The sequence below is a fragment of the Actinomycetospora termitidis genome (assembly GCF_030286555.1).
Taxonomy (GTDB): domain Bacteria; phylum Actinomycetota; class Actinomycetes; order Mycobacteriales; family Pseudonocardiaceae; genus Actinomycetospora; species Actinomycetospora termitidis.
On sequence record NZ_JASVWF010000002.1, the window covers coordinates 495,023 to 516,976 of the forward strand.

A 21,954-nucleotide genomic window follows, 5' to 3' on the forward strand; every position below is an offset into this window, starting at 1 on the left:
TATGCCTGTCCGATGCGCACCGGGGCGGGGTCACCGGAGGACCAGCGGGCGGGGGTGACCCGCCTGGTCAACCTCGACCTGAACCTGTTGCTCTCGCTACGGGCACTGCTCGCCGAGCGCAACGTCACCCGGGCCGCGGCCGCGCTGGGCCTCTCCCAGCCCGCCGTCAGCGCCGCGCTGGCCCGGCTGCGCCGGCACTTCGGCGACGAGCTGCTGACCCGGGTCGGCAACCGCTACGAGCTGACCGCCCTGGCCGCCCTGCTGGTCGACCGCACCGAGACCGCCGTGGCCGGGATCGAACGGGTGTTCTCCGCGGCGCCGGACTTCGACCCCGCCGCCACGACCCGCGAGTTCACCCTGCTGGTCTCCGACTACGCGACCAGCGTGCTCGGCGCGCCGCTGGCCGCGGCCTTCGCCGAGGCCGCCCCGGCCGCGCGCCTGCGCCTGTCTCCGCACCGCCCGGACGACATCGCGGGCGCCGTGGACCGCCTGCGCGTGGTCGACGGCCTCCTGGTGCCGCACGGGTTCGTCGACGACCTGCCCTACCTCGACCTCTATTCCGACCACTGGGTCGTCGCGGTCGCGACGACGAACTCCCGCGTGGGGGAGACGGTCACCCTCGACGACCTCGCCGCCCTGCCCTGGGTCACCGTCTACCACCGCCCGACGGCGTTCACCCCGGCGGCCCAGCAGCTGCGCGCGCACGGGATCGAGCCGCGCACGCAGGTCGTCGTGGAGTCCTTCCTGCCCATCCCGGACCTGATCGCGGGCACCGACCGGGTCGCGCTGCTGCAGGGCCGGCTCGCGGCGCGGCTCCGGCCCGACGACGGGGTGCGGGTGCTGCCCTGCCCGTTCAGCGCCTCGAAGCTGGTCGAGGCGATGTGGTGGCACCCGATGTACGACACCGACCCGGCGCACCGCTGGCTGCGGGCCCTGCTCGCCGAGGTGGGTGCGGGCCTCACCCCCTGAGCAGGCCGCGCAGCAGGGCGTGCTGCCGGCGGACCTGGTCGCGGCCGCGGTAGGGCTCGCGGCGGCCCTCGTACTCGCTGGAGAGCCAGCCGTCCCAGCCGGTGCGCCGCAGCACGTCGACGATCGGTTCCCAGGGGATGTGCAGGTCCCGCCCGGCGTCGTCGATCTCGAAGAACTTCGTCTGGATGAACGCGACGTCGTCGATCATCTCCTCGAGGTCGGACACCGGCACCGCCAGCGGTTCGAGGAACGCGGGCCGCTTGCCCTTCGCGAAGCCCTCGTGGCCGTCGTCCACGGGAACGGTCTGGAAGATTCCCGTGTCGACCATCAGCCGGAAGTGCTTGGAGCCGGTCCGCCGCATGAACTCCCGGTAGCCGTCGACGACGGGGTGGTGCAACGGGGTCGGGCTGTGGATCTCGGGGCAGATGACGACGTCGAGGTCCGCGGCCAGATCCAGCACCTTCTCGACGGCGGGTGCCCAGATCGGGTGCGGGTCCAGCTCGGCGGAGACGACGCCGAACTTGGGCCGGAGGAAGCCGAAGCCGAGCCGGTGGGCCAGGCGGAGGTCCCGGGCGAGCTGCGCCGCGCCCTCGTCGACGGTGAGGTCGCGGTCGCGCCACATCGCCGTGTCGACCCAGGCCCCGAGGTTCGTCGGCACCAGGCCGTGGCGCTCGAGGCTGGCGTGCCAGGTGTCGATCCACGCCGACGACGGCTCGGGGTAGCCCGGCACGTGGGCCTCCCCGAGGATCTCGATCCCGGTGGCGCCGAGGTCGGCGATGTCGGCCATCGCGTCCTCGAGCGTCATCGAGGTGAACATGTCCCCGGCGTAGCTGTAGAGGGACACGCCCAGCCGGGGCCCGGTGATCGGTGCGTCCGGCACGACGACCCGCACTCCCTCGGCCCGGAAGACCGAGGGCTGGGCGAACGCCGGGATGTACGGCGCGCGGAGCCGGACGGCCACCGCCACCTGGTGCGGGCCGAGGCGCAGCCCGCCGGGACGCGGGACGGTGACGGTCGCGAGCTCGTCGGCGGCCCAGCGGACGTCGGTCGAGGCGCGGAGCTCGTCGAGGGTGAACGTGCGGCCCTGCAGGGTCCAGACGCCGGCCTCGGGCGGGAAGCTCTCGCCGTCGACGACGACCTCGACCCCCTCGACGAGGCTGCCCGCGATCCCGCGGTAGTTGGGCATCCGCAGGTCCATGCGGAAGCCGGTGACGGTCCCGTCGGCGGCGGCGACGTTGGCGAAGCCGCGGCGCTGGACGAGGTCGCGTTCGAGCACGGTGGTCACGCTCCCTGGGCGGGTCGGGCACCGGTGAGGGTGCGGGTCAGGTCGGCGGCGATCGCGCGGGCGCCCGCGACGGCGAGCGCGAGCGCGGTGAGGGTGGGGTTGGCGGCGATCTCGGTGCCGATCACGCCGTTGCCGGCGACGCGGAGGTGCTCGACTCCCCACACCTGCGACGTCGGGTCGCAGACGCTGGTCCCGTCGTCGGCGCGGCCGAGGCGCACCGTGCCCTGGTAGTGCAGCGAGGCGCCGGCGGACAACACGACCGGCGCGGGGTCCAGGGGCTCGCCGAGCGCGTGCGCGGCGCGGCGCACCGCGGCCGTCGCGGCCTCGGTCCGTTCCCGGTCGACCGCGGACAGCCCGTAGTGGATCGTCGGCGCGGGCAGGCCGTAGGCGTCGAGGTCACCCGCGTCGAAGGTCACGCGGTCCTCGGCGCGGACGTCCTTCGCGCAGAACCAGCCGAGGCCGACGATCGACCCCGGGGCCGCGTCCTGCGCCACGAACGGGATCGGCGAGGCGTCGAGCTGCATCATCTGGCCGTGGAAGGGCTCGGAGCGGGTGTACGGCACCCAGCTCACGCCCGCGGACGCCGCGGCGGGCGGGCGTCCGGCCACGTCGCGCAACCGGACGGCGTACACGATCTGCGGCTGGTCGTTCAGGTACCGGCCCAGGGCGGCGGGCCGGACGCCGGAGGCCCACAGCAGCTGGGGGGTGCGCAGGGCGTCCGCCGCGACGACGACGTGTCGGGCGCGGACGGCGTGCTCCTCGCTGGTGCGGCGGTCGCGGACCCGCACTCCGACGGCCCGGCCGTCCTCGACGACGACGCGGGTCACCAGGGCCTCGGCGTGCAGCCCGAAGGCGGGGTCGGCCCGGGTCGCCTCGCCGAGCACGACGTCGGCGCCGGACCAGTGCACGGCGCCGTCCGCGCCGACCCGCACGGCCAGCGGCATCGGGCCGACCCGCCGGTCGGGGGCGCGGCCGGCGTCGAGGGCCGCGGCCAGGCGCTCCCGGACCGTGCCGGCGAACGGGGCGTCGGCGAAGGGGTCCCGCGTCACCCCGAGCAGCCGCTCCGCGGTGTCGAGGAGCTCGTCGAGCCCGTCCACGTCCGGGCGCTCGTCGTCCCCGGGCCGCGGGCAGGCCCCCGTCCAGTGCGCCCCCATCCCGCCGACGCACGCGGACATCGCGACCGAGGGCATCCCGCCCGCGTGCGCGGCGTCGAGCAGGAAGGTGCCCTCGCGGCGGACCCGCGCGGCGCCGGGGCGCCACGGGGCGACCTCGGCCGGGCCGGGGCCCTCCGAGGCGGTCCGGGCACGGGCGGCCTCGTCGTCGGGGAGGTTCTTGACGTGCACCCCGGCCGGCTCGCCGAGCCGGGGACCGACCTCGAACATCGCGACCCGCGTGCCGGGGACGAGCTCGGCGAGGACCCGGGCGTAGGCCGACCCGGCCGGACCGCTGCCGACGATCGCGACCTCGACCTCGTCGGGGAAGCGGCCGGTCACGCGGGCTCCCCGGCACGTCGGGCCTCGTTGGCGGCGACGACGGTGGGCAGGTCGCGCTCGAGACGGTAGAAGGCCAGAGCGGCGACCTGGAGCAGGGCGAGGACGATCGGCAGGCCGACGTAGAGCCAGGTCAGGCCGGTCGTGACGGCGGGGTCGGCAGCGCCGGGGCGGTACCCGATCACCGCGAGCCCGAAGGCGAGCAGTGCGCCGCCGATCGCGGTGCCGACCTTCGTCGCGAAGGAGTAGCCGGCGTAGAGCAACCCCTCGTTGCGCTCGCCGGTGCGGTGCTCCTGGTACTCGACGGTGTCCGAGACCAGGGCCGGCGCGGCCACGAACCCGAAGCCGCCGACGATGCCGGAGACGAAGAAGAGGGCGGTGAACAGGGCCAGGTTCCCGGTCGCCGGGACGAGCAGGAGGTGTACCGGGACGCTGAGCAGCAGGCCGCCGATCACGCCGCGACGGTGGCCGGTGCGGCGCAGGACCCACGGGGTGACGATCGAGCCGAGCAGGGCCGAGACGGAGAAGCCGAGCAGGATCACCGGGATCGCGCCGGGGTTCCCCATCACCGAGAGCGCGTAGTACACGGCGCCACCGGTCAGCACACCGAGGCGGGCGAACATGAACAGGCTGGAGACGAAGACGGCGACCCACGGGGTGTTCGACGCGAGGGTGCGCAGGCTGGTGCCGAGCGAGCGGCGCTGCGCGGCGGGGGTGAACGGGACGCGCTCCTTCGCGGTGCCGGCGACCACCCAGAACAGCAGCAGCCCGACCCCGGCGAAGATCGAGACGACGACGAGGAACCCGTGGCGCTGGTCGCCGCCGCCGAACACGCCGACCAGGGGCGTCGTCAGGCCGGAGACGACGACGAGGCCGATCGAGGCGCAGGCGAAGCGCCAGCCGGAGAGTCGCATGCGCACGTCGGAGGACCGGGTCATCATCGGCATGAGGGCGCCGTAGGGGATGTTCACCAGCGAGTAGACGAGACCGACGAGGATCAGCGAGGCGTAGGCCCAGACGATCGAGCCGGTGCCGCCGCCGGGGGCGGGCGTGGTGAACGTGAGCACGGTCAGCACCGCGAGCACCGGTGCCCCGAACATCAGGTAGGGGCGGGCCCGGCCGAACCGCGTCTGCGTGCGGTCGAGCAGCAGCCCGACGGCGGGATCGGCGATCGCGTCGAGCGCGCGGGCGACGAACAGGATCGTGCCCGCGGTCGCGGCGCCGATGAGGGCGACGTCGGTGTAGAAGAAGAGCAGGTAGCTGGTGATCGTCGTCCAGGTCAGGTTGGACGCGAGGTCGCCGAGGCCGTAGCCGAGGCGTTCGCCGACGCGGGGCTGTGCGTCGGCCGGGGCGGAGGGCGCGGCCGCGACCGGGCCGTCCACGGTCTCACTCGTCATCGAGGGCTCCAGGGAGTCGGTGGTGGGAGAGGTGTCAGGGGGTGACGAGCGGGCGCAGGGTGCGGTGGGCGATGCGCAGGCCGTCCTCGACGCGGTCGGGCGTGCCGCCCCAGACCGGGTCCTCGTGCTCGACGGACAGGACGCCGGAGAAGCCGCCCTCGTGCAGGGCGTCGACGACGCCGGGCCAGTCGACCTGGCCGCGGCCGGGGACGCGGTAGCGCCACCACCCGACGTCCCAGGGGTCGGTGCGACCGACCGCGATGCCGGGCCAGCCGTAGCGGTGCCGACGCTCGGGGAAGAGCTCGACGTCCTTGGCCTGCGCGTGCCGGACGCGGTCGACGTAGGGGCGCAGTGCGGTGACCGGGTCGATGCCCATCCACATCAGGTGCGACGGGTCGTAGTTCAGGTACAGGCCGAGGGAGAACATCCACTCCCACAGCTCGGGGGAATAGGCGAGGTTCCCGGGATAGCCGTCCGGGTGCCAGCCCTCCATCACGCAGTTCTCGATGACGATGTCCACCCCGCGCTCGCCCGCGTGGTCGACGATCGGCGCGAACACGGTCTCCGCGTCGGCGAGGTTCTCCGCGACGGTGCGGCCGGGGTGCCGGCCGACGAACGTGCCGACGGTGGGGACGCCCAGGGCGGCGGCCGCGTCGATGCAGGTGTGCAGGTGCTCGTGTACCGCGGCGCGCTCGCGGGCGTCGGGGTGCAGCGGGTTGTCGTAGTAGGCCAGCGAGGAGATCGCGAGGTCGTGCTTGCCGACGGTCTCGGCGATCTCGTCGGTCTGCCGGTCGGTCATCTCGGGCAGGGGCAGGTGGGCGGCGGTGAACGGGCGGTCGCCGAGCGCGGGCCAGGCGGCGACCTCGAGGGCCTCGAAGCCCTGCGCGGCCGCGAACGCGGCGATCTCTCCCAGCGTGCGTCCGGGCAGGCAGGCGGTGAGGAAGCCGAGCTTCATCGCGGGACCTCGATCCAGGTGCCGGTGGCGGCCGAGGTCAGGACGGCCTCGGTGAGGGCGGCGGCGCGGCGGCCGTCGGCGAAGGTGGGGAGCCCGTCGGGGGCTTGGCCGCCGATCGCCGCGTAGGTGTCGGCGACGAAGGCGTCGAAGCAGTCCTGGTAGCCCTGCGGGTGTCCCGTCGGGACGAGCGAGTAGGGGGAGCCCTCCTCACCGCGGCGCAGCTCGCGGTTGCCGTCCCGCCCGCCGATCCACAGCGTCTCCGGCTGTTCCTGGTCGAAGGCCAGGCTCTCGCGCGCGGCGTCGACCGACAGCGCCAGCCGGTTCTTGCGCCCGGGGCTGACCTGGCTGACGACCAGGCTGCCGGCGACCCCGCCGACGGTCTCGAACTGCACGGTCGCCGCGTCCTCGGTGCGCACCGGGCGCCCGCCGCGGACCGGCTCGGCGATCACCGTGCGGGCGGACAGGCGGGCGATGCGGTCACCGGAGACGAACTCCGCGAGGTCGCACCAGTGCACCCCGATGTCGGCGAACGCCCGGGAGCCGCCGCCCCGGGCCGGGTCGACGCGCCAGTTCTCGTCGTCCGGGAGCGCCATCCAGTCCTGCAGGTAGTGCCCGTGCAGCAGGCGCACCGGGCCGGTGGTGCCGTCGGCGACGCGGGCGCGGGCAGCGCGGACGGTGGGGTAGAAGCGGTAGACAAACGGCACCGTCGCGACCCGTCCGGCCGCGGCCGCGAGGAGCTGGTCGGCCTCGGCCAGGCCCGTCGCGAGCGGCTTCTCGCATACGACGTGCTTGCCGGCGCGCAGCGCGGCGGCGGCGATCGAGGCGTGGGTGGCATTCGGCGTGCAGACGTGGACGACGTCGACGTCGGATGCCTCGAGGAGCTCCTCGACCGAGGCCGTGGCGTACTCCGCGTCGAACCGGTCCGCCGCGGCCGCGCTCGACCCCGGGGTCGAGCCGACGATCCGCGACACGACCGCTCCTGCCCGGCGGACCGCCCGGGCGTGCACCGTGCCCATGAACCCGGTCCCGACGATCCCCGCATGGATCCGGTCCGACATCCCCGCCCGCCTCCCGTGTGCTGGACCACGGCGGTCGCCGTGGCTCGGCCCACATACTTCTGCTGATTTCGAGCAGAAGTCAACGGCGCAGCGACCTAAGAGTGGTGATACCGGGTATGCGTCCCGCGGATGATCGGGTCAGTTCGCGAGGGCCGGCTCGCCGCCGAAGCGCCGGCTCAGCTCGTCGCCGGAGAACACGCCGTCGAGCGCGAGGTGCACCGCTCCGACGGTCCCGCCGGTCGCGCCCAGCGCCGACGGCTCGATCCGCAGCGTGCGGGTGGCCAGGGGCAGCGAGCGGCGGTAGACCGCCTCCCGCACCGCCGCCAGGACGTGGTCGCCGGCGGCCACGACGCCGCCGGAGAGCACGACCCGTGCGGGGTTGTAGAAGCTGACCAGGGTCGCGAGGGTCGCGCCGATCACGCGTCCGGCCTCGGCCAGCAGAGCGCGGGCGGCCGGGTCGCCGTGCTCGGCGGCGACGGTGACGTCGGCGTGGGACAGCGATCCGTGCGCGTCGAGCCGCGCGGCGAGGACCTCGCTCCGGCCGGAGCGGGCGATCTCGCGGGCGTCCCGGGCGAGCGCCGCCCCGCCTGCGACGGCCTCGAGGCATCCGACGTTCCCGCACCGGCACACGACGTGCGTGTCGGTGACCGCGATGTGCCCGATGTCGCCCGCGCCGCCGTTCGCGCCGCGGTGGACCCGGCCGTTCGAGACCAGTCCCGCGCCGATCCCGGTCCCGACCTTCACGCAGATCAGGTCCTGCCCCGCCGCCGTCGGGTCGGCGCGCAGCTCGCCCAGCGCGAGCAGGTTCACGTCGTTGTCGACCCACACCGGCACGCCGAACCGCTCGGCGAGGCGGGCGCGGACCGGGTACCGGTCCCACCCGGGCATGATCGGCGGCGCGACGGGTAGTCCCGCGGCGACGTCGACCGGGCCGGGGAGTCCGATCCCGAGGCCCCAGACCGGGGTGTCCCGGCCGGTCAGGAGTTCCTCGACGCCCGCCTCGACCCGGCCGAGCACGAGTTCCGGCCCGTCCGCGACGTCGATGTCGACCTCGGACCGCTCGAGGACGCGCCCCGCGAGGTCGGCCACGGCCAGGCGCATCCCGCTGGCCCCGGCGTCGACGCCGACCACGACGCCGGCCTCGGCACGCAGGCGCAGCCGGCGGGGGGCGCGGCCCCCGGTGGACGGCCCGAGCCCGGCCTCCCCCAGGAGGCCGAGCTCACGCAGCTCCGCGACGCGTGCGGCGACGATGCTGCGACTGGAGCCGCACAGTCGGACGAGTTCGGGCTGACTGACGTCGGTCCGGGTCCGGACCGCGTGCAGGACGTCCACCAGGTCGTCCGGGAACCCCGTCGGCACCGCGCTCCCTCCCGGTCCCGCCGTCGACGGGACTTCGGTCGGAATCTACAGAAGTCCGGCCTCCGGCGCGGAACCATCGACCCCGTCGATGGCCACTCCCAACCGGAATGATTTCCGATCACCTCGTCCGCGCCCCGACACTTCCGCCGGACGTGTGGTGCCGATCACGGCCCCTCGACGAGGCGACAAGGAGGTCGGCCGTGACGGTCGTCGGAGACTCGCAGGACCAGGGCCGGAGGGCGGGCACGCGGCCGCCGATCGGGCAGGGCGCGATCCTGCTGGCCGGGAGCTGCCTGCCGATCCTGGGCTCGGTGCTGCTCGCGCCGGTCCTGCCGCGCATGGCAGAGGCGTTCGCGACGACGGCCGGTGTCTCCGTCCTCGTCCCGATCGTGCTGACCGCGCCGGCGCTGATGATCGGCCTGCTCGCGCCGGTCGCAGGCCGTCTGGTCGACGCGGCCGGGCGCAAGCGGGTCCTGCTCGTCGCCCTGGTGCTCTACGCGCTGTTCGGCACCGCGCCGCTCTACCTGGACTCGCTGGGCGCGATCGTGGCCAGCCGGGTCGGCGTGGGCATCTGCGAGGCGGCGATCATGACCGCCTGCACCACCCTGCTCGCCGACCTCTTCGACGGCACCGCCCGTGACCGCTGGTTCGCCCGGCAGACCATCGCGACGACGCTCGCGGCGACCGTGTTCTTCGGCCTCGGCGGCGCGCTGGGCGCCGTCAGCTGGCGGGCGCCGTTCGTCCTCTACGTGTCCAGCCTGGTGATCGCCGTGCTCGTCGCGGTCTTCGTGCGCAACACCGGCCGGACCCCTGCTGCGGCCCTGCCGCCCGTGCCGTGGCGCCTGATCGCGGTCCCGTGCGCGGTGACCCTGTTCGGCGGGATCGTCTTCTACACGCCGATCGCGGAGCTCTCCCTGGTCCTGGCCTCGGTCGGGGTGACCTCCACGGCCACCATCGGCCTGCTCAGCGCCATCGCCTCGCTCGCGACCGCCGCGGGCGGCTTCACCTTTGGTCGGGTGGCCCGCCGGGGGACCGCGGTGCTGCTCCCGATCGCCCTGGGCCTGGCCGGGGTCGGACTCGTCGTGATGGGCGTGTCGCCGGCGGTTCCGGTGATCGCCGTGGGTGCCGTGATCGCCTCGGCGGGCACCGGGCTGCTGCTCCCGACCCTGCTGACCTGGGCCCTCTCCGGCCTGGGCTTCGCCGAGCGCGGCCGCGGCACCGGGATGTGGACCGCCGCGATGTTCATCGGCCAGTTCTTCTGCCCACTGGTGATCCTGGCCGCCTCCGCACCACTCGGCACGCTATCCGCCGCCGTGCTGGCCCTGGGCGTGCTCGCCGCGGTCGGGGCGGGCTTCGCGCCGCTGATCGTCCGCCGCTGGGCAGCACGCCTGGCCTGATCCCCACGCCCGCCGGCGGGCGTGGGGATCCCCACGCCCGCCGGCGGGTCGCCGCGGCCCGACCCATCCGTCCGTTGCGTCGTGCACACGGTCGGCGCCGTCGATGCACCAGCGGACGGCCGTTGCGTCACGCACACGGTGAGCCAACCCGACGACGTCGGGTGCCTCGGTCACCCCACGGGGCACCGGAGCCACCGGACCCCGGCCGCCCGGGGCCGGCCGTGTGCGGGACGCAACGGGGATCGGTTGCTGTACGAGTCGGGCCGGCCGTGTGCGGGACGCAACGGGGAGCCGTTGCTGCACGAGACGGGCCGGCCGTGTGCGGGACGCAACGGGGATCGGTTGCTGCACGAGTCGGGCCGGCCGTGTGCGGGACGCAACGGGGAACCGCGGCTACACGGGATACGCCGGCCGTGTGCGGGACGCAACGGGGTACACGAGGTGAGCCGGGGCGGTCAGTCCGCTCCGGCGGGAAGGCCCGGATCCGACACCCGGCCGGACGCGTGTGGCTCCCGGGACGTGTGGGGCGCCGCGGCTACCGTGTCCGCCATGGCCCGCACCGACACGCGTTCGCAGCGCAGCCGCCCCCTCACCGGCGGGCGCACGCCGGAGCGCACGGTCGCGACCGCCTCTCCGCGACGGTCCGGGTCCGGCCGGCGCGCGCCGGCGAAGGGCCGCGGTCGCCCGCCCGCCCGCAAGCCGGCCGCCCGGAAGAACGGGCCGGGTCCGATCGCCCGAGGGTTCCGCGGCGCGTGGACGCTGACCGCCCGGGGTCTCGGATCCCTCGCGCGCACCATCGGTCGCGGCCGCGAGATCGATGCCGCGCACCGCCGCGACGGGATCGCCCTGGCGCTGGTCGTGCTCGCGCTCGTCACCGCGGCGGGGCTGTGGCTCGGCGCCGGCGGGCCGATCGGGACCGGCATGCAGATCGCGTTCCGGACGGTGCTCGGGTCGGTGGCCCTGGCGTTCCCGGTGATCCTGCTCGGGATCGCCGTCCTGCTGATGCGCACCGACCCCGTGCCGGAGACCCGCCCGCGCACCGTCGTCGGGGCCCTGCTGCTCGTCGTGGGGGTACTCGGCGCCTGGCACCTCTCCGTCGGGGCGCCGGAGCTCCTCGCCGGGCGCCAGGCCGGCGGCGGGGTGATCGGCGCGTGGGTGGCCGACCCGCTCACCGCCGGCGTCACGATCTGGCTCGCCATGCCGGTGCTCGTGCTGGTCGCTGCCTTCGGGCTGCTGGTGCTCACCGGCACGCCGGTCCGCGACGTGCCCCACCGGGTCCGCTGCCTGATCACCGGCGAGGCCTTCGACGAGGAGTACGACGACGAGTGGGGCTCGGCCGAGGAGGTCGACGGGGACGCCGCCGACACCTCGGCCACCGAGGTCATCGAGAAGCCGCGGCGTCGCCGGAAGAAGGACGAGGCCGCCGAGGAACTCGACGCGGACGCCCACCCCGCCCGCCACCGCGACCACGCCGAGGCCGGGACCGCCGAGGCCGAGGAGCCCGAGCCGCCCGCACCCGCCGTCGGGAAGAAGGCCCCGAAGAAGCGGACCCCGGCGTCGGAGATCCCCGAGACACCGCCGGTCGTCGAGGACTCCGAGACCGACCCGCAGGCCGCGCAGTCGTTCTCCAGCCATCGCGAGCCGCCCGAGGGCGAGCAGGACTACCACCTGCCCCCGCCCGACCTGCTGACCGCGGGCGACCCGCCCAAGGCCCGGTCGGCCGCGAACGACGCCATGATCGACGCGATCACCGGCGTCCTGGAGCAGTTCAAGATCGACGCGCAGGTCACCGGGTTCGTGCGCGGCCCGACGGTCACCCGCTACGAGGTGGAGCTCGGGCACGGGGTGAAGGTCGAGAAGATCACCCAGCTCCACCGCAACCTGGCCTACGCCGCGGCGACGGACAACGTCCGGCTGCTCGCACCCATCCCGGGCAAGTCGGCGGTCGGCATCGAGGTGCCGAACTCGGACCGCGAGATGGTCCGGCTCGCCGACGTGCTCTCGTCGACCACGGCGCGCCGCGAGACGCACCCGATGGTCATCGGGCTGGGCAAGGACATCGAGGGCCAGATGGTCCTGGCGAACCTCGCGAAGATGCCCCACCTGCTCGTCGCGGGCTCCACCGGCTCCGGTAAGTCCAGCTTCGTCAACTCGATGCTGGTCTCGCTGCTGGCGCGGGCGACGCCGGACGAGGTCCGGATGATCCTCATCGACCCGAAGATGGTCGAGCTGACGCCCTACGAGGGCATCCCGCATCTGATCACGCCGATCATCACCTCGCCGAAGAAGGCCGCGACCGCGCTGCAGTGGCTCGTCGAGGAGATGGAGCAGCGCTACGCGGACATGCAGGCCAACCGCGTCCGGCACATCGACGTGTTCAACGAGCAGGTGCGCTCCGGCAAGATCACCGCGCCGCCCGGGTCGGAGCGGGTGTACCGCCCGTACCCCTACATCATGGCGATCGTCGACGAGCTCGCCGACCTCATGATGACCGCACCCCGCGACGTCGAGGACGCGATCGTCCGCATCACGCAGAAGGCCCGCGCCGCCGGCATCCACCTCGTGCTCGCGACGCAGCGACCCTCGGTCGACGTCGTCACCGGCCTGATCAAGACGAACGTGCCGTCCCGGCTCGCCTTCGCGACCAGCTCGCTCACCGACTCGCGGGTCATCCTCGACCAGCCGGGCGCCGAGAAGCTGATCGGCATGGGGGACGCGCTCTTCCTGCCGATGGGCGCGGGCAAGACGAACCGCCTCCAGGGCGCCTTCGTCGGCGACGACGAGATCGCGGCGATGGTCGACTTCTGCAAGGAGCAGGCCGACCCGGACTACGACGACTCCGTCACCACCGAGGCCGCGGGCGAGAAGAAGGAGATCGACCCGGACATCGGGGACGACCTCGAGGTCCTGCTGCAGGCCGCCGAACTCATCGTGACGAGCCAGTTCGGCTCGACGTCGATGCTGCAGCGCAAGCTGCGCGTCGGGTTCGCGAAGGCGGGGCGCCTGATGGACCTCCTGGAGACCCGCGGGGTGGTGGGTCCCAGCGAGGGCTCGAAGGCCCGCGACGTGCTGTTCAAGCCCGACGAGCTGCCCGAGCTGCTCGCCTCGATCCGCGGCGAGCCGGCCCCGGCCCCGACCCCCGACGACGACGCCGCGGAGGACCCGGATCGGGTGGAGGCCTGATCGGGTCCGCGTGTCCCGGCAGGGCACGCAGCGTGTTCTGCCAGGCTGCTGCCGCTGGCGTCCTACGGGGGTCGGGAGTGGCGGACATGGTCGGTGACGGGTCGGGGACGGACGAGGACACCTCGCGTCTCGTGGCGCACGAGCGCGAGCGGGTCGCAGCGGACCTGCGCGCCGTCGTGGTCGAGCACCTGCACCGCCTGGAGGCGGCCCCGGACGACGAGGTCGGGCACCACGCGGCGGCCGCCCTGGACGCCACGGACCGTGCCGCCGCGCTCGGGGGCCTGCCCGACGTGCCGTCGCCGGAGCACCACGTGCGGTGGCCCTGGGTCGTCCTCGCGACCGTGACCGGTGCCGTCGCCCTCGCCCTCGTGGCCCTGGTCGTCGTCCTGCTCCCCGGCAGCGTGGCCTCCGGCCCGCTGCTCGTGCTCGGCCTCGCCGTCGCGATCGCGGCGACCGCCCGGCACGCCCCGCCGGTCGCGTCCGGTGCCGGGCTCGCCCTGGTGCTCGCCGTCCTCGCCGTCGCCGCTCCCTTCGCGACGACGGCCGTGCCCGCGGCCGGCGCCGTCGCGGGCGCCGTCGACCTCCCCATCGGCGCCGAGCCCGAGGCGGGTGCGTGCCTGCTTCTCGGCGTCGTGCTCGCCGCGGCCTGGGGCTGCGGGCTGTACCGCCGCCGGTGCGCGATCGCGAGCCGACGGCGCCGCTGGCTGGGGACGGTGGACGCGCTCGGCCGGTGCCGTGCCCACGCCCGTCTCGGCCTCTCGACGACGGGCCACCGCACGCTGGTCGACGAGCTCGCCGTCCTCACGTCCGGTGGGGCCGAGGCCCGCCGGATGCGGGTCGCCCGGCACCGCCTCGACGGGGTGCTGCCGGCGCTGACCGCCGTGGACCTCACACCCGGCTCCTCCGACGTGGTGGACGCCGTGCTCGACGAGGGCCGGGTCGCGGTGCTCGTCGCCGCGGCCCAGCAGTCCGTGCTGGCCGGGGCGCCCTGGAGCGGTCGCCCGCCGTCGGTCGTGGTGTGCGGGGTGCCCGCCACCGAGCGACCGGAGGTCGGCCTGCTCGCCGCCCGCCTGCTCGCGGACCTCGTCGCCGACGTCGCCTCGCACGCGGGCCCGGTGCCCGCCAGCGTCTCCGTGGAGCACCGCGCGGACGCCGTGGCCCTCGAGGTCGCCTCCGGGCGGGGGAGGGGGTCCGGGGCCGGCCGTACCCCGGTGGCGCTGGAGGAGCGCGCCGCGCTGCTGGGCGGCACGGTGGAGGTGACCTCCACGACCGGCGCCCTCTCCGTGCGGGTGGTGCTGCCCACGGGGACGCGGGTGGAGGTCGCCCCGGTGGAGCCGGTGCGTCCCGTCGCGCCCGCGTCGGAGCCCGGACCCGCGCAGGCGGCCTGACCCGCGCCGACCCCCTATCGGCGTGCTCAATCGGATGTCGGGAAGGCTCAGAGGTCCAGCAGCATCCGGGTGTTGCCGAGGGTGTTCGGCTTGACGTAGGCGAGGTCGAGGAACTCCGCGACGCCCTCGTCGGCCGACTGCATCATCTCGAGGTAGATCTCCTGGCTCACCGGCGAGCCGTCGATCTCGCGGAACCCGTGACGCAGGAAGAAGTCGACCTCGAAGGTGAGCACGAACAGGCTCGCGAGCCCGAGGGCCCGTGCCTGGGCGATCAGCTCGTCGACCAACGTGTGGCCGACGCCACCGCCCTGGGTGGACGGGTGCACCGCGATCGTGCGGACCTCGCCGAGGTTCTCCCAGAGCACGTGCAGCGCCCCGCACCCCACGACCTCGCGCCCGCGCACCGCCACCCGGAACTCCTGGACCGTCTCGTACAGCGTGACCAGGGGCTTGCGGAGCAGGATGTTGTCGTCGGCGAAGGAGTCGACCAGCGCCTTGATCCCGCGGACGTCGGCGGTCCGGGCACGTCGCAACAGGATCGGTGAGGTCGGCGGCGCTGTCACGGAGTGCCACTGTAGGCACCTCCTGCGCCGGTCGGCGGGGCCGGTGCGGCTACCCTGGACGCGTGCCGCAGCGTTCTGATCCGCGAGCGGGCGCATCCCGGACGGAGGACGGGCGTCGAGGTCGTGTGGCGCTCGTGACGCTGGGGTGCGCGCGCAACGACGTCGACTCCGAGGAACTCGCCGGTCGGCTGGCCGCCGACGGCTGGGAGATCTCGGGTGACGACGACGGGTCGGCCGACGTCGTCCTGGTGAACACCTGCACCTTCGTCGAGCAGGCCAAGAAGGACTCGGTCGACGCGGTGCTCGCCGCGGGCGGGCCGGAGTCGAAGGTCGTCGCGGTGGGCTGCATGGCCGAGCGCTACGGCGCGGAGCTCGCCGAGGCACTGCCCGAGGCGACGGCGGTGCTCGGGTTCGACCACTACGGCTCGATCGGCGACCGGCTCGACGACGTCATGGCCGGGCGTCCGCTGGCCAGCCACGAGCCGGCCGACCGCCGCGCACTGCTGCCGATCAGCCCGGTGAAGCGTCCCGAGGCCGTCGGCACCACGAGCATCCCGGGCCACGACTGGCTGCCCGAGATCCCCCGCAAGCGGCTCGACGACGCGCCCGTGGCCCCGCTCAAGCTCGCCTCGGGGTGCGACCGGCGCTGCGCCTTCTGCGCGATCCCGTCCTTCCGCGGCGCCTTCGTCTCGCGCGACCCGGGCGACGTCGTCGCGGAGGCCGCCTGGCTCGCCGACCACGGGGTCGCCGAGGTCACGCTGGTCAGCGAGAACTCGACCTCGTACGGCAAGGACATCGACCCGCGCGGCGCCGCCGGCGGCGCGCTGGAGCGGCTGCTCGGCGACCTCGCCGAGGTCCCCGGCCTCCGTCGGGTGCGGGTGTCGTACCTGCAGCCCGCCGAGGTCCGGCCGCCGTTGCTCGCCGCGATCGCCCGGACCGACCGCGTCGCGGACTACTTCGACCTCTCCTTCCAGCACGCCTCCGGGCCGCTGCTGCGCCGGATGCGCCGGTTCGGCTCGCGGTCGTCGTTCACCGCGCTCTGCGCCGAGATCCGGGCCCTGGCCCCCGAGGCGGGCATCCGGTCCAACGTGATCGTCGGCTTCCCCGGGGAGACCGAGGACGACCTCGCCGAGCTCGAGGCCTTCCTCGCCGAGGCCGACCTGGACGCCGTCGGCGTGTTCGGCTACTCCGACGAGGACGGGACCGAGGCCGCCGACCTTTCGGACAAGATCGACCCCGCCGAGGTCTCGGCCCGCGTCGAGCGGATCACCTCGCTGGTCGAGGTGCTGACCGCCGACCGTGCCGCCCGCCGGGTGGGCACCGAGGTCGAGGTGCTCGTCGAGCGCCAGGAGCTCTCCGAGGCGGCCGCGCAGGAGTACCCGGACCTCGCCGACGTCGACGACCTCGACCTGGCCGAGCTGGGGCTCGACGGCGAACCCGAGATGGTCGAGTTCCCCGACGACGAGCCCGAGGAGGCCGCCGACACCGAGCCGGGCGACCTCGTGTGGGTCGGCCGGGCCGCCCACCAGGGCCCGGACGTCGACGGAGAGTGCCTGCTCACCGGCGACGACGACGTCCTCGCCGACCTCTCCCGCGGCGCGATGGCGCGCTGCCGCGTGGTCGGCTCCGACGGGGTCGACCTCGTCGTGGAGGTGCTCGAGGTGCTCGCCGCCGGCGCCGACCGGGTGCCGGCCGCGGCGGGCGCCCGGTGACCCAGCAGGCCGTGGATCCGGTGGAACGCAGGCCGGTCCCCCTGGTCAACATCGCCAACGCCCTCACCGTCGTGCGGCTGGTGCTGGTGCCGGTGTTCCTGGTGACCCTCTTCGCCCAGGGGGGTCACGACGCCGGGTGGCGCTGGATCGCGTTCGGCGTGTTCGCCCTGGCCTCGGTCACCGACTCCTTCGACGGCGAGTTCGCCCGGCGGTGGGGGCTCGTCACCGACTTCGGCAAGATCGCCGACCCGATCGCGGACAAGGCGCTGGTCGGGGCGGCGCTGGTCGGGCTGTCGGTGCTGGGCGAGCTCGGCTGGTGGGTCACGATCGTCATCGCCGTCCGGGAGCTCGGCGTGACCCTGCTGCGGTTCTGGGTGCTGCGCCACGGGGTGATCCCGGCCAGTCGCGGTGGGAAGCTCAAGACGGTGCTGCAGACCGTCGCGCTCGGTCTCGCGATCATGCCGCTGCCCGCCGTCGTCGCGCCCGGGGTCGCGACGTTGTTCCTGCTCGCGGTGGTGGTCACGATGGTGACAGGGCTGGACTACGTCGCGCAGGCCGTGCGGCTGCGCCGGGCCGCGCTGCGCTGAGGTCGGCGGGCGGCGCCGAGTTCGCCCACGGTGAACGTCGCCCTCGCTCCCGACGCGCGCCCGCGCGAATCGGTACCGTGGTCGGAACGGTCATCGATGCCGGGCTCTCCTCGGGGCCGTGAGTTCCCGACGGCGGGTACGGCCAGGAGGTGCTCACATGGCGCTGTTGTTGCGCGAGGCGATCGGCGGCACGATCCGCCGCGCCCGCACCGAGCGTCGACGGACCCTGCGGGACGTCTCGCGGGACGCCCGGGTGAGCCTCGGGTACCTGTCGGAGATCGAGCGCGGCCGCAAGGAGCCCTCGAGCGAGCTGCTGGCCGCGATCTGCGACGCGCTGGCGCTCCCGCTGCCCGACCTGCTCGACGACGTGGCGGCCACGATGCGTCCCGCGCCGGTGGAGCCCCGCATCCCGGCGCGCCTCGCCGACCGGCGGTTGGTCGGGGCGAGCGGAGCGACGGGGAAGATCTCCGTGGACGCCGCGCTCCGTTCGGCGGTCGAGGAGGCCTTCGAGTCCTCGACCGAGGCCACGCCGGGGCCGACGCCGGCCCCCGACGAGGCCGCGGCGGTCACGGAGGCGGAGGTGGTCGACCTGGCGACCGACGCCACCGGGCCGGACGCGGACGAGGCGACTGCCGAGGACGAGGTGGTCGAGCCGGCCGGCGAGCTGCGCCTGGTCGAGCTCGTGACGCTCGGGCGCGACCCGGTGCGGTCCGCGGCCTGACCGCTCGGCGCTCCTGATCACCGGTGCCGACGCCGATACGGGGCCTCGGTGGAACACCGGGAGCAGAGCTGACACGATGGGCGGGACCAGGTCAGCGGAGTCGGCCTGTACGGACGGTGACTGAGTTGGGCGGGAGCAGATGGCCAACCCCTTCGTGAAGGCCTGGAAGTACTTCCTGGCGGCGTTCTCGTCGAAGATCGACGAGCACGCGGACCCCAAGGTGCAGATCCAGCAGGCGATCGAGGACGCCCAGCGCCAGCACCAGGCGCTGTCGCAGCAGGCGGCCTCGGTGATCGGCAACCAGCGTCAGCTGGAGATGAAGCTGAACCGCCAGCTCGGGGACATCGAGAAGCTGCAGTCGTCGGCGCGGCAGGCGCTGACGATGGCCGACCAGGCTCGCGCCAAGGGCGACGAGCAGGCCGCGCAGCAGTACGAGCAGTCGGCGCAGGCGTTCGCCACCCAGTTGGTGACCGCGGAGCAGAACGTCGAGGACCTCAAGACGCTGCACGACCAGTCGATCGGCGCGGCGCAGCAGGCCAAGTCGGCCGTCGAGCGCAACGCGCAGGTCCTGCAGCAGAAGCTGGCCGAGCGCACGAAGCTGCTGAGCCAGCTCGAGCAGGCCAAGATGCAGGAGCAGGTGTCGGCCTCGCTGCGCTCGATGAGCGAGGTCGCGGCGCCGGGGAACACCCCGTCGCTGGACGAGGTCCGCGACAAGATCGAGAAGCGGTACACCACCGCCCTCGGCTCGGCGGAGCTCGCGCAGAACAGCGTGCAGGGCCGCATGCTCGAGGTGCAGCAGGCGTCCACGGACTACGCGGGGCAGAGCCGCCTCGAGCAGATCCGGGCGTCGATGCAGGGGCCGGGCCAGGTCACGCAGGGCCAGCCCGCGGCCGGTCAGACGCAGCCGGCGCAGCCCGCCCCGGCCCAGCAGACCCAGCAGTACGCGCCGCCGCAGCAGAGCTGAGCACCACCCCGCACCCACGAACGGGCCGTTCGTCACCCTCTTCGGTGATGAACGGCCCGTTCGTGCGTTCCGGGGTGCCGGTTTGCGGACGCTGTCCGACTCGTCCAGAGTCCCGGTGATGCGCTCGGGGCTGTTCGCGGCGATGTCGGTGCTCGTGGTCGTCGTGCTGACCGCCTGTGGGGGTGGTGCCGCCCCGCCCGCGGCCCCCGCGTCGCCGGCCGCGCAGGCTCCGCAGCCGCCCGACCCGGGCCTGCCCGCCGCGCTCGCCCAGCAGGTCTCCGGGGACGGCGCGTTCGTCCACCTGCAGCAGCTGCAGGGCATCGCCGACCGCAACGGCGGGAACCGTGCGTCGGGCTCACCCGGGCACGAACAGAGCGTCGACTACGTCGCCGACCAGGCTCGCCGGGCAGGCTTCCAGGTGGAGACGCCGACCGTCCCGTTCGACTTCTTCTCCGCGGGCGCCCAGAGCCTCGCGGTCGCGGGCGCCCCCGTCCCGAACGTCGTCGCGCTGACCTACTCCAAGCCGACCCCGCCCGGTGGCGTCACCGCCCCGCTGGTCGTCCTGCCCGAGGCGCCGGCCGACCCGACGCCGGCCTGCGACGCGGCGGACTTCCCGCCGACCACCCGCGGCGCCATCGTCGTGGCCCGGCGCGGCGTGTGCCCGTTCGCGCAGAAGCAGCGCGTCGCCGCGGAGGCCGGGGCGGCCGCGATGGTCGTCGTGAACACCGAGGCCGGGCCGCTCAACGGCACCGTCGGCTCGGTGGCCGAGTCCCGCATCCCGACGGCGGGCCTCTCCCGCGCCGACGGCGACCCCCTGTTCGGGCGGGGCGGCGTGCCCGCCACGCTCGTCCTGGAGACCCGCGCCGAGAGCCGCACGACCCGCAACGTCATCGCGCAGACGACCACCGGGCGCCCCGACGAGGTCGTCATGGCCGGCGCCCACCTCGACAGCGTCCCCGAGGGCCCGGGCATCAACGACGACGGCTCGGGCTCCGCGGCGCTCCTGGAGACCGCCCTGCGGCTCGGCGGGGCCCCACGCATCACCAACGCCGTGCGCTTCGCGTGGTGGGGCGCCGAGGAGGAGGGACTCGTTGGGTCCACCGCCTACGTGGCCGGCCTCGACCCGGAGCGGAAGCGCGACATCGCGATGCTGCTGAACTTCGACATGGTCGCCTCGCCCAACGCCGGCTACCTCGCCTACGACGGGGACGACTCCGACCGACAGGGCGCGCCCGCCGGCCCGCCCGGGTCGGACGCGATCGAACGCCGGATGCTCGCCGCGCTCGGCCAGGTGGGCGTGCAGGGCGAGGGCACCGACTTCGACGGGCGCTCGGACTACGGGCCGTTCATCGAGGCCGGCATCCCCGCGGGCGGTCTGTTCACGGGCGCGGAGGAGGTCAAGACGCCCGAGCAGGCGGCGCGCTGGGGCGGCGCGGCGGGCCAGGCGTTCGACCCGAACTACCACAGCCCCCGCGACGACCTCGCCAACCTCGACCGCGTCGCCCTCGACCGGAACACCCGCGCGATCGCCTCGGTCGTCGGCGGGTACGCGCTCGACCTGGGTGGCCCCGACGGCGTCCCGCCCCGCGCTGCGCGCCAGCCGCGCTAGCCGGCCGGCCGGGGGCTGCTCCGATCAGCCGTAGCGCGCCCGCCGTCCGGTCTGCTGCTGCGGGCGTCGCCGGCCACCCCGCCGCGGCAGCTCCGGGTGCGGGCCGGGCTGGCAGGTGGGGCAGAAGTAGGCGACGCGGTCCTCGGCGTCCTTCGTCCCGTCGTCCTGCCGGGCGACCTGCACCACGTCGCGGCAGCGTCGGCAGCCCCGCCCGCCCCGCTCGAAGACCCAGTGCTGGGCGCCCTCGCCCAGGTCACCCGTCGTGGACTGCTCCGGGCGCCACGCGTTGCGCAGCAGCAGCTTGCGCGACCAGGTCACGGCGTCGACGGCCTGTTTCTCGGTCAGGTCACCGACCTTCGTCCAGGGCGACACCTTGAGCAGGAAGCAGATCTCGGCCTTGTAGAGGTTCCCGACCCCGCACGCCACCCGCTGGTCCAGCAGCGCCGTCCCGAGCTCCCGGTCGGGGTCCGCCCGGAGCCGGCGCAGCACCTCCGCCGCGGCCGCGTCGTCCCACCCGTCGCCGAGGAGGTCCGGGCCGAGGTGCCCGACGAACCGGTCCTCCTCGTCGGTCGGCAGGAGCTCCAGGTCGTGCAGCCGGAACCCGACCGCGACCCGCTCCGCGGTCGCCAGGATCGCCCGGATGTCGTGATCGGCGCCGCGCCACGGGCGCCCCGGCCGGTAGAGGTGCCACGACCCGTCCATGCGGAAGTGGCTGTGCAGGCTGCGCCCGTCGTCGAACCGCGTGAACAGGTGCTTCCCGACGGACACGACCTGCTCGACCGTCCGCCCCGCGAGGTCGTGCTGGATCAGCCGCGGGTGCCGCAGCTCGCCGCGGGTCAGCTCCTTCCCGGCCAGCGCGTCGTCCAGGCGCCGGCCGGCGAGGAACACGGTGTCACCCTCGGGCACGTCTCCATGGTGCCCTCCCACGGTCGATCCCACCCCCGGCGGACGTCGACGATCGACCCCGTCGACGCCTCCCGCTCCGATAGCATCCCGACCGTGACCACCACGCTGGCCGACCTCGAAGCACGGGTTGCCGCCCTGGAGGCGGAGCGCGCCGACTACCGCGCCGTGCTGGCCGCGGTCAACGCTCTCGGTGAGAACCAGCGTGAACTCGGTCAGCGGGTGGCGTCGGTGGAGACGCGACTGGGCACCGTCGAGAGGAAGCTCGACGACACCGGCGCCCGGGTGCGCTCGATCGAGGACGGCGTCATCGAGATGCGGGATCTGCTGGTGCGCGCCCTGGACCGCTGACGCCACCGGCTCGTCGTTCCGTCCGCCGCCACCGGCCGTTCACGTGCAGCGGCCATGATCCGA

18 protein-coding genes are annotated in these 21,954 nt (G+C 74.5%); 10 read left to right on the top strand and 8 right to left on the bottom strand.

Annotated features, from left to right (window positions below; all coding sequences use genetic code 11):
- Positions 1 to 12: 12 nt before the first annotated feature.
- A complete protein-coding gene (locus QRT03_RS10275) occupies positions 13 to 969 on the top strand; it encodes a LysR family transcriptional regulator (RefSeq protein WP_286052612.1) in 957 nt (318 codons plus the stop codon).
- On the opposite strand, the gene QRT03_RS10280 is transcribed toward QRT03_RS10275, so the two are convergent.
- From QRT03_RS10280 to QRT03_RS10305, 6 genes are all read right to left on the bottom strand, one after another.
- Entirely contained in the window at positions 959 to 2,254 is a 1,296-nt protein-coding gene (locus QRT03_RS10280) for a C-glycoside deglycosidase beta subunit domain-containing protein (RefSeq protein WP_286052613.1), read from the bottom strand. The two genes, QRT03_RS10275 and QRT03_RS10280, sit on opposite strands and share 11 nt — an antisense overlap.
- Positions 2,251 to 3,747 carry a GMC oxidoreductase gene (locus QRT03_RS10285; RefSeq protein WP_286052614.1) on the bottom strand — a complete coding sequence of 499 codons (1,497 nt, stop codon included), beginning with the start codon at positions 3,745 to 3,747 and terminating at the stop codon, positions 2,251 to 2,253. Before QRT03_RS10285 ends, QRT03_RS10280 begins: the two co-directional genes overlap by 4 nt.
- Positions 3,744 to 5,141, bottom strand: coding sequence for a glycoside-pentoside-hexuronide (GPH):cation symporter (locus QRT03_RS10290; protein WP_286052615.1), 1,398 nt, complete (start codon positions 5,139 to 5,141; stop codon positions 3,744 to 3,746). The genes QRT03_RS10285 and QRT03_RS10290 overlap by 4 nt, the downstream gene beginning before the upstream one ends.
- 34 nt (positions 5,142 to 5,175) lie before the next feature.
- Positions 5,176 to 6,096: a sugar phosphate isomerase/epimerase family protein gene (locus QRT03_RS10295; protein ID WP_286052616.1), complete on the bottom strand. Its 921-nt coding sequence runs from the start codon at positions 6,094 to 6,096 to the stop codon at positions 5,176 to 5,178.
- The gene (locus tag QRT03_RS10300; RefSeq protein WP_286052617.1) at positions 6,093 to 7,154 is read right to left on the bottom strand and encodes a Gfo/Idh/MocA family protein; all 1,062 of its coding nucleotides are present in this window, start codon (positions 7,152 to 7,154) and stop codon (positions 6,093 to 6,095) included. Before QRT03_RS10300 ends, QRT03_RS10295 begins: the two co-directional genes overlap by 4 nt.
- 138 nt (positions 7,155 to 7,292) lie before the next feature.
- A complete protein-coding gene (locus QRT03_RS10305) occupies positions 7,293 to 8,513 on the bottom strand; it encodes an ROK family protein (RefSeq protein WP_286052618.1) in 1,221 nt (406 codons plus the stop codon).
- Positions 8,514 to 8,713: 200 nt separating this feature from the next.
- Between QRT03_RS10305 and QRT03_RS10310 the strand changes: the two genes are divergently transcribed.
- The 3 genes from QRT03_RS10310 to QRT03_RS10320 all read left to right on the top strand — a co-directional run bounded on the left by QRT03_RS10310 (position 8,714) and on the right by QRT03_RS10320 (position 14,481).
- The gene (locus tag QRT03_RS10310; RefSeq protein ID WP_286052619.1) at positions 8,714 to 9,910 is read left to right on the top strand and encodes an MFS transporter; all 1,197 of its coding nucleotides are present in this window, start codon (positions 8,714 to 8,716) and stop codon (positions 9,908 to 9,910) included.
- 549 nt (positions 9,911 to 10,459) lie between these two features.
- Positions 10,460 to 13,093 carry an FtsK/SpoIIIE family DNA translocase gene (locus QRT03_RS10315; protein ID WP_286052621.1) on the top strand — a complete coding sequence of 878 codons (2,634 nt, stop codon included), beginning with the start codon at positions 10,460 to 10,462 and terminating at the stop codon, positions 13,091 to 13,093.
- An 86-nt stretch (positions 13,094 to 13,179) separates the two neighbouring features.
- Entirely contained in the window at positions 13,180 to 14,481 is a 1,302-nt protein-coding gene (locus QRT03_RS10320; protein ID WP_286052622.1) for a hypothetical protein, read from the top strand.
- A gap of 47 nt (positions 14,482 to 14,528) precedes the next feature.
- Here the strand turns inward: QRT03_RS10320 and QRT03_RS10325 are convergent, their stop codons facing one another.
- Complete coding sequence (locus QRT03_RS10325; protein ID WP_286052623.1) at positions 14,529 to 15,044, bottom strand: amino-acid N-acetyltransferase; 516 nt, start codon at positions 15,042 to 15,044, stop codon at positions 14,529 to 14,531.
- Positions 15,045 to 15,169: 125 nt separating this feature from the next.
- On the opposite strand from QRT03_RS10325, the gene QRT03_RS10330 reads away from it, so the two are divergent.
- The 5 genes from QRT03_RS10330 (at position 15,170) to QRT03_RS10350 (ending at position 20,637) form a co-directional block, all read left to right on the top strand.
- On the top strand, positions 15,170 to 16,756 hold the full coding sequence (locus tag QRT03_RS10330; protein WP_286052624.1) for a MiaB/RimO family radical SAM methylthiotransferase: 1,587 nt from the start codon (positions 15,170 to 15,172) through the stop codon (positions 16,754 to 16,756).
- A complete protein-coding gene (pgsA, locus tag QRT03_RS10335) occupies positions 16,753 to 17,343 on the top strand; it encodes a CDP-diacylglycerol--glycerol-3-phosphate 3-phosphatidyltransferase (protein WP_425604814.1) in 591 nt (196 codons plus the stop codon). The genes QRT03_RS10330 and pgsA overlap by 4 nt, the downstream gene beginning before the upstream one ends.
- A 157-nt stretch (positions 17,344 to 17,500) precedes the next feature.
- Complete coding sequence (locus tag QRT03_RS10340; RefSeq protein ID WP_286052626.1) at positions 17,501 to 18,064, top strand: helix-turn-helix domain-containing protein; 564 nt, start codon at positions 17,501 to 17,503, stop codon at positions 18,062 to 18,064.
- A gap of 139 nt (positions 18,065 to 18,203) precedes the next feature.
- Positions 18,204 to 19,028 carry a PspA/IM30 family protein gene (locus tag QRT03_RS10345; RefSeq protein ID WP_286052627.1) on the top strand — a complete coding sequence of 275 codons (825 nt, stop codon included), beginning with the start codon at positions 18,204 to 18,206 and terminating at the stop codon, positions 19,026 to 19,028.
- A gap of 118 nt (positions 19,029 to 19,146) precedes the next feature.
- Complete coding sequence (locus QRT03_RS10350) at positions 19,147 to 20,637, top strand: M28 family metallopeptidase (protein ID WP_286052628.1); 1,491 nt, start codon at positions 19,147 to 19,149, stop codon at positions 20,635 to 20,637.
- 24 nt (positions 20,638 to 20,661) lie between these two features.
- Here QRT03_RS10350 and QRT03_RS10355 read toward each other — a convergent pair whose 3' ends face one another.
- A complete protein-coding gene (locus QRT03_RS10355; protein ID WP_286052630.1) occupies positions 20,662 to 21,543 on the bottom strand; it encodes a DNA-formamidopyrimidine glycosylase family protein in 882 nt (293 codons plus the stop codon).
- A gap of 93 nt (positions 21,544 to 21,636) precedes the next feature.
- Between QRT03_RS10355 and QRT03_RS10360 the strand changes: the two genes are divergently transcribed.
- The gene (locus QRT03_RS10360) at positions 21,637 to 21,891 is read left to right on the top strand and encodes a DUF4349 domain-containing protein (RefSeq protein ID WP_286052631.1); all 255 of its coding nucleotides are present in this window, start codon (positions 21,637 to 21,639) and stop codon (positions 21,889 to 21,891) included.
- Positions 21,892 to 21,954: the final 63 nt, after the last annotated feature.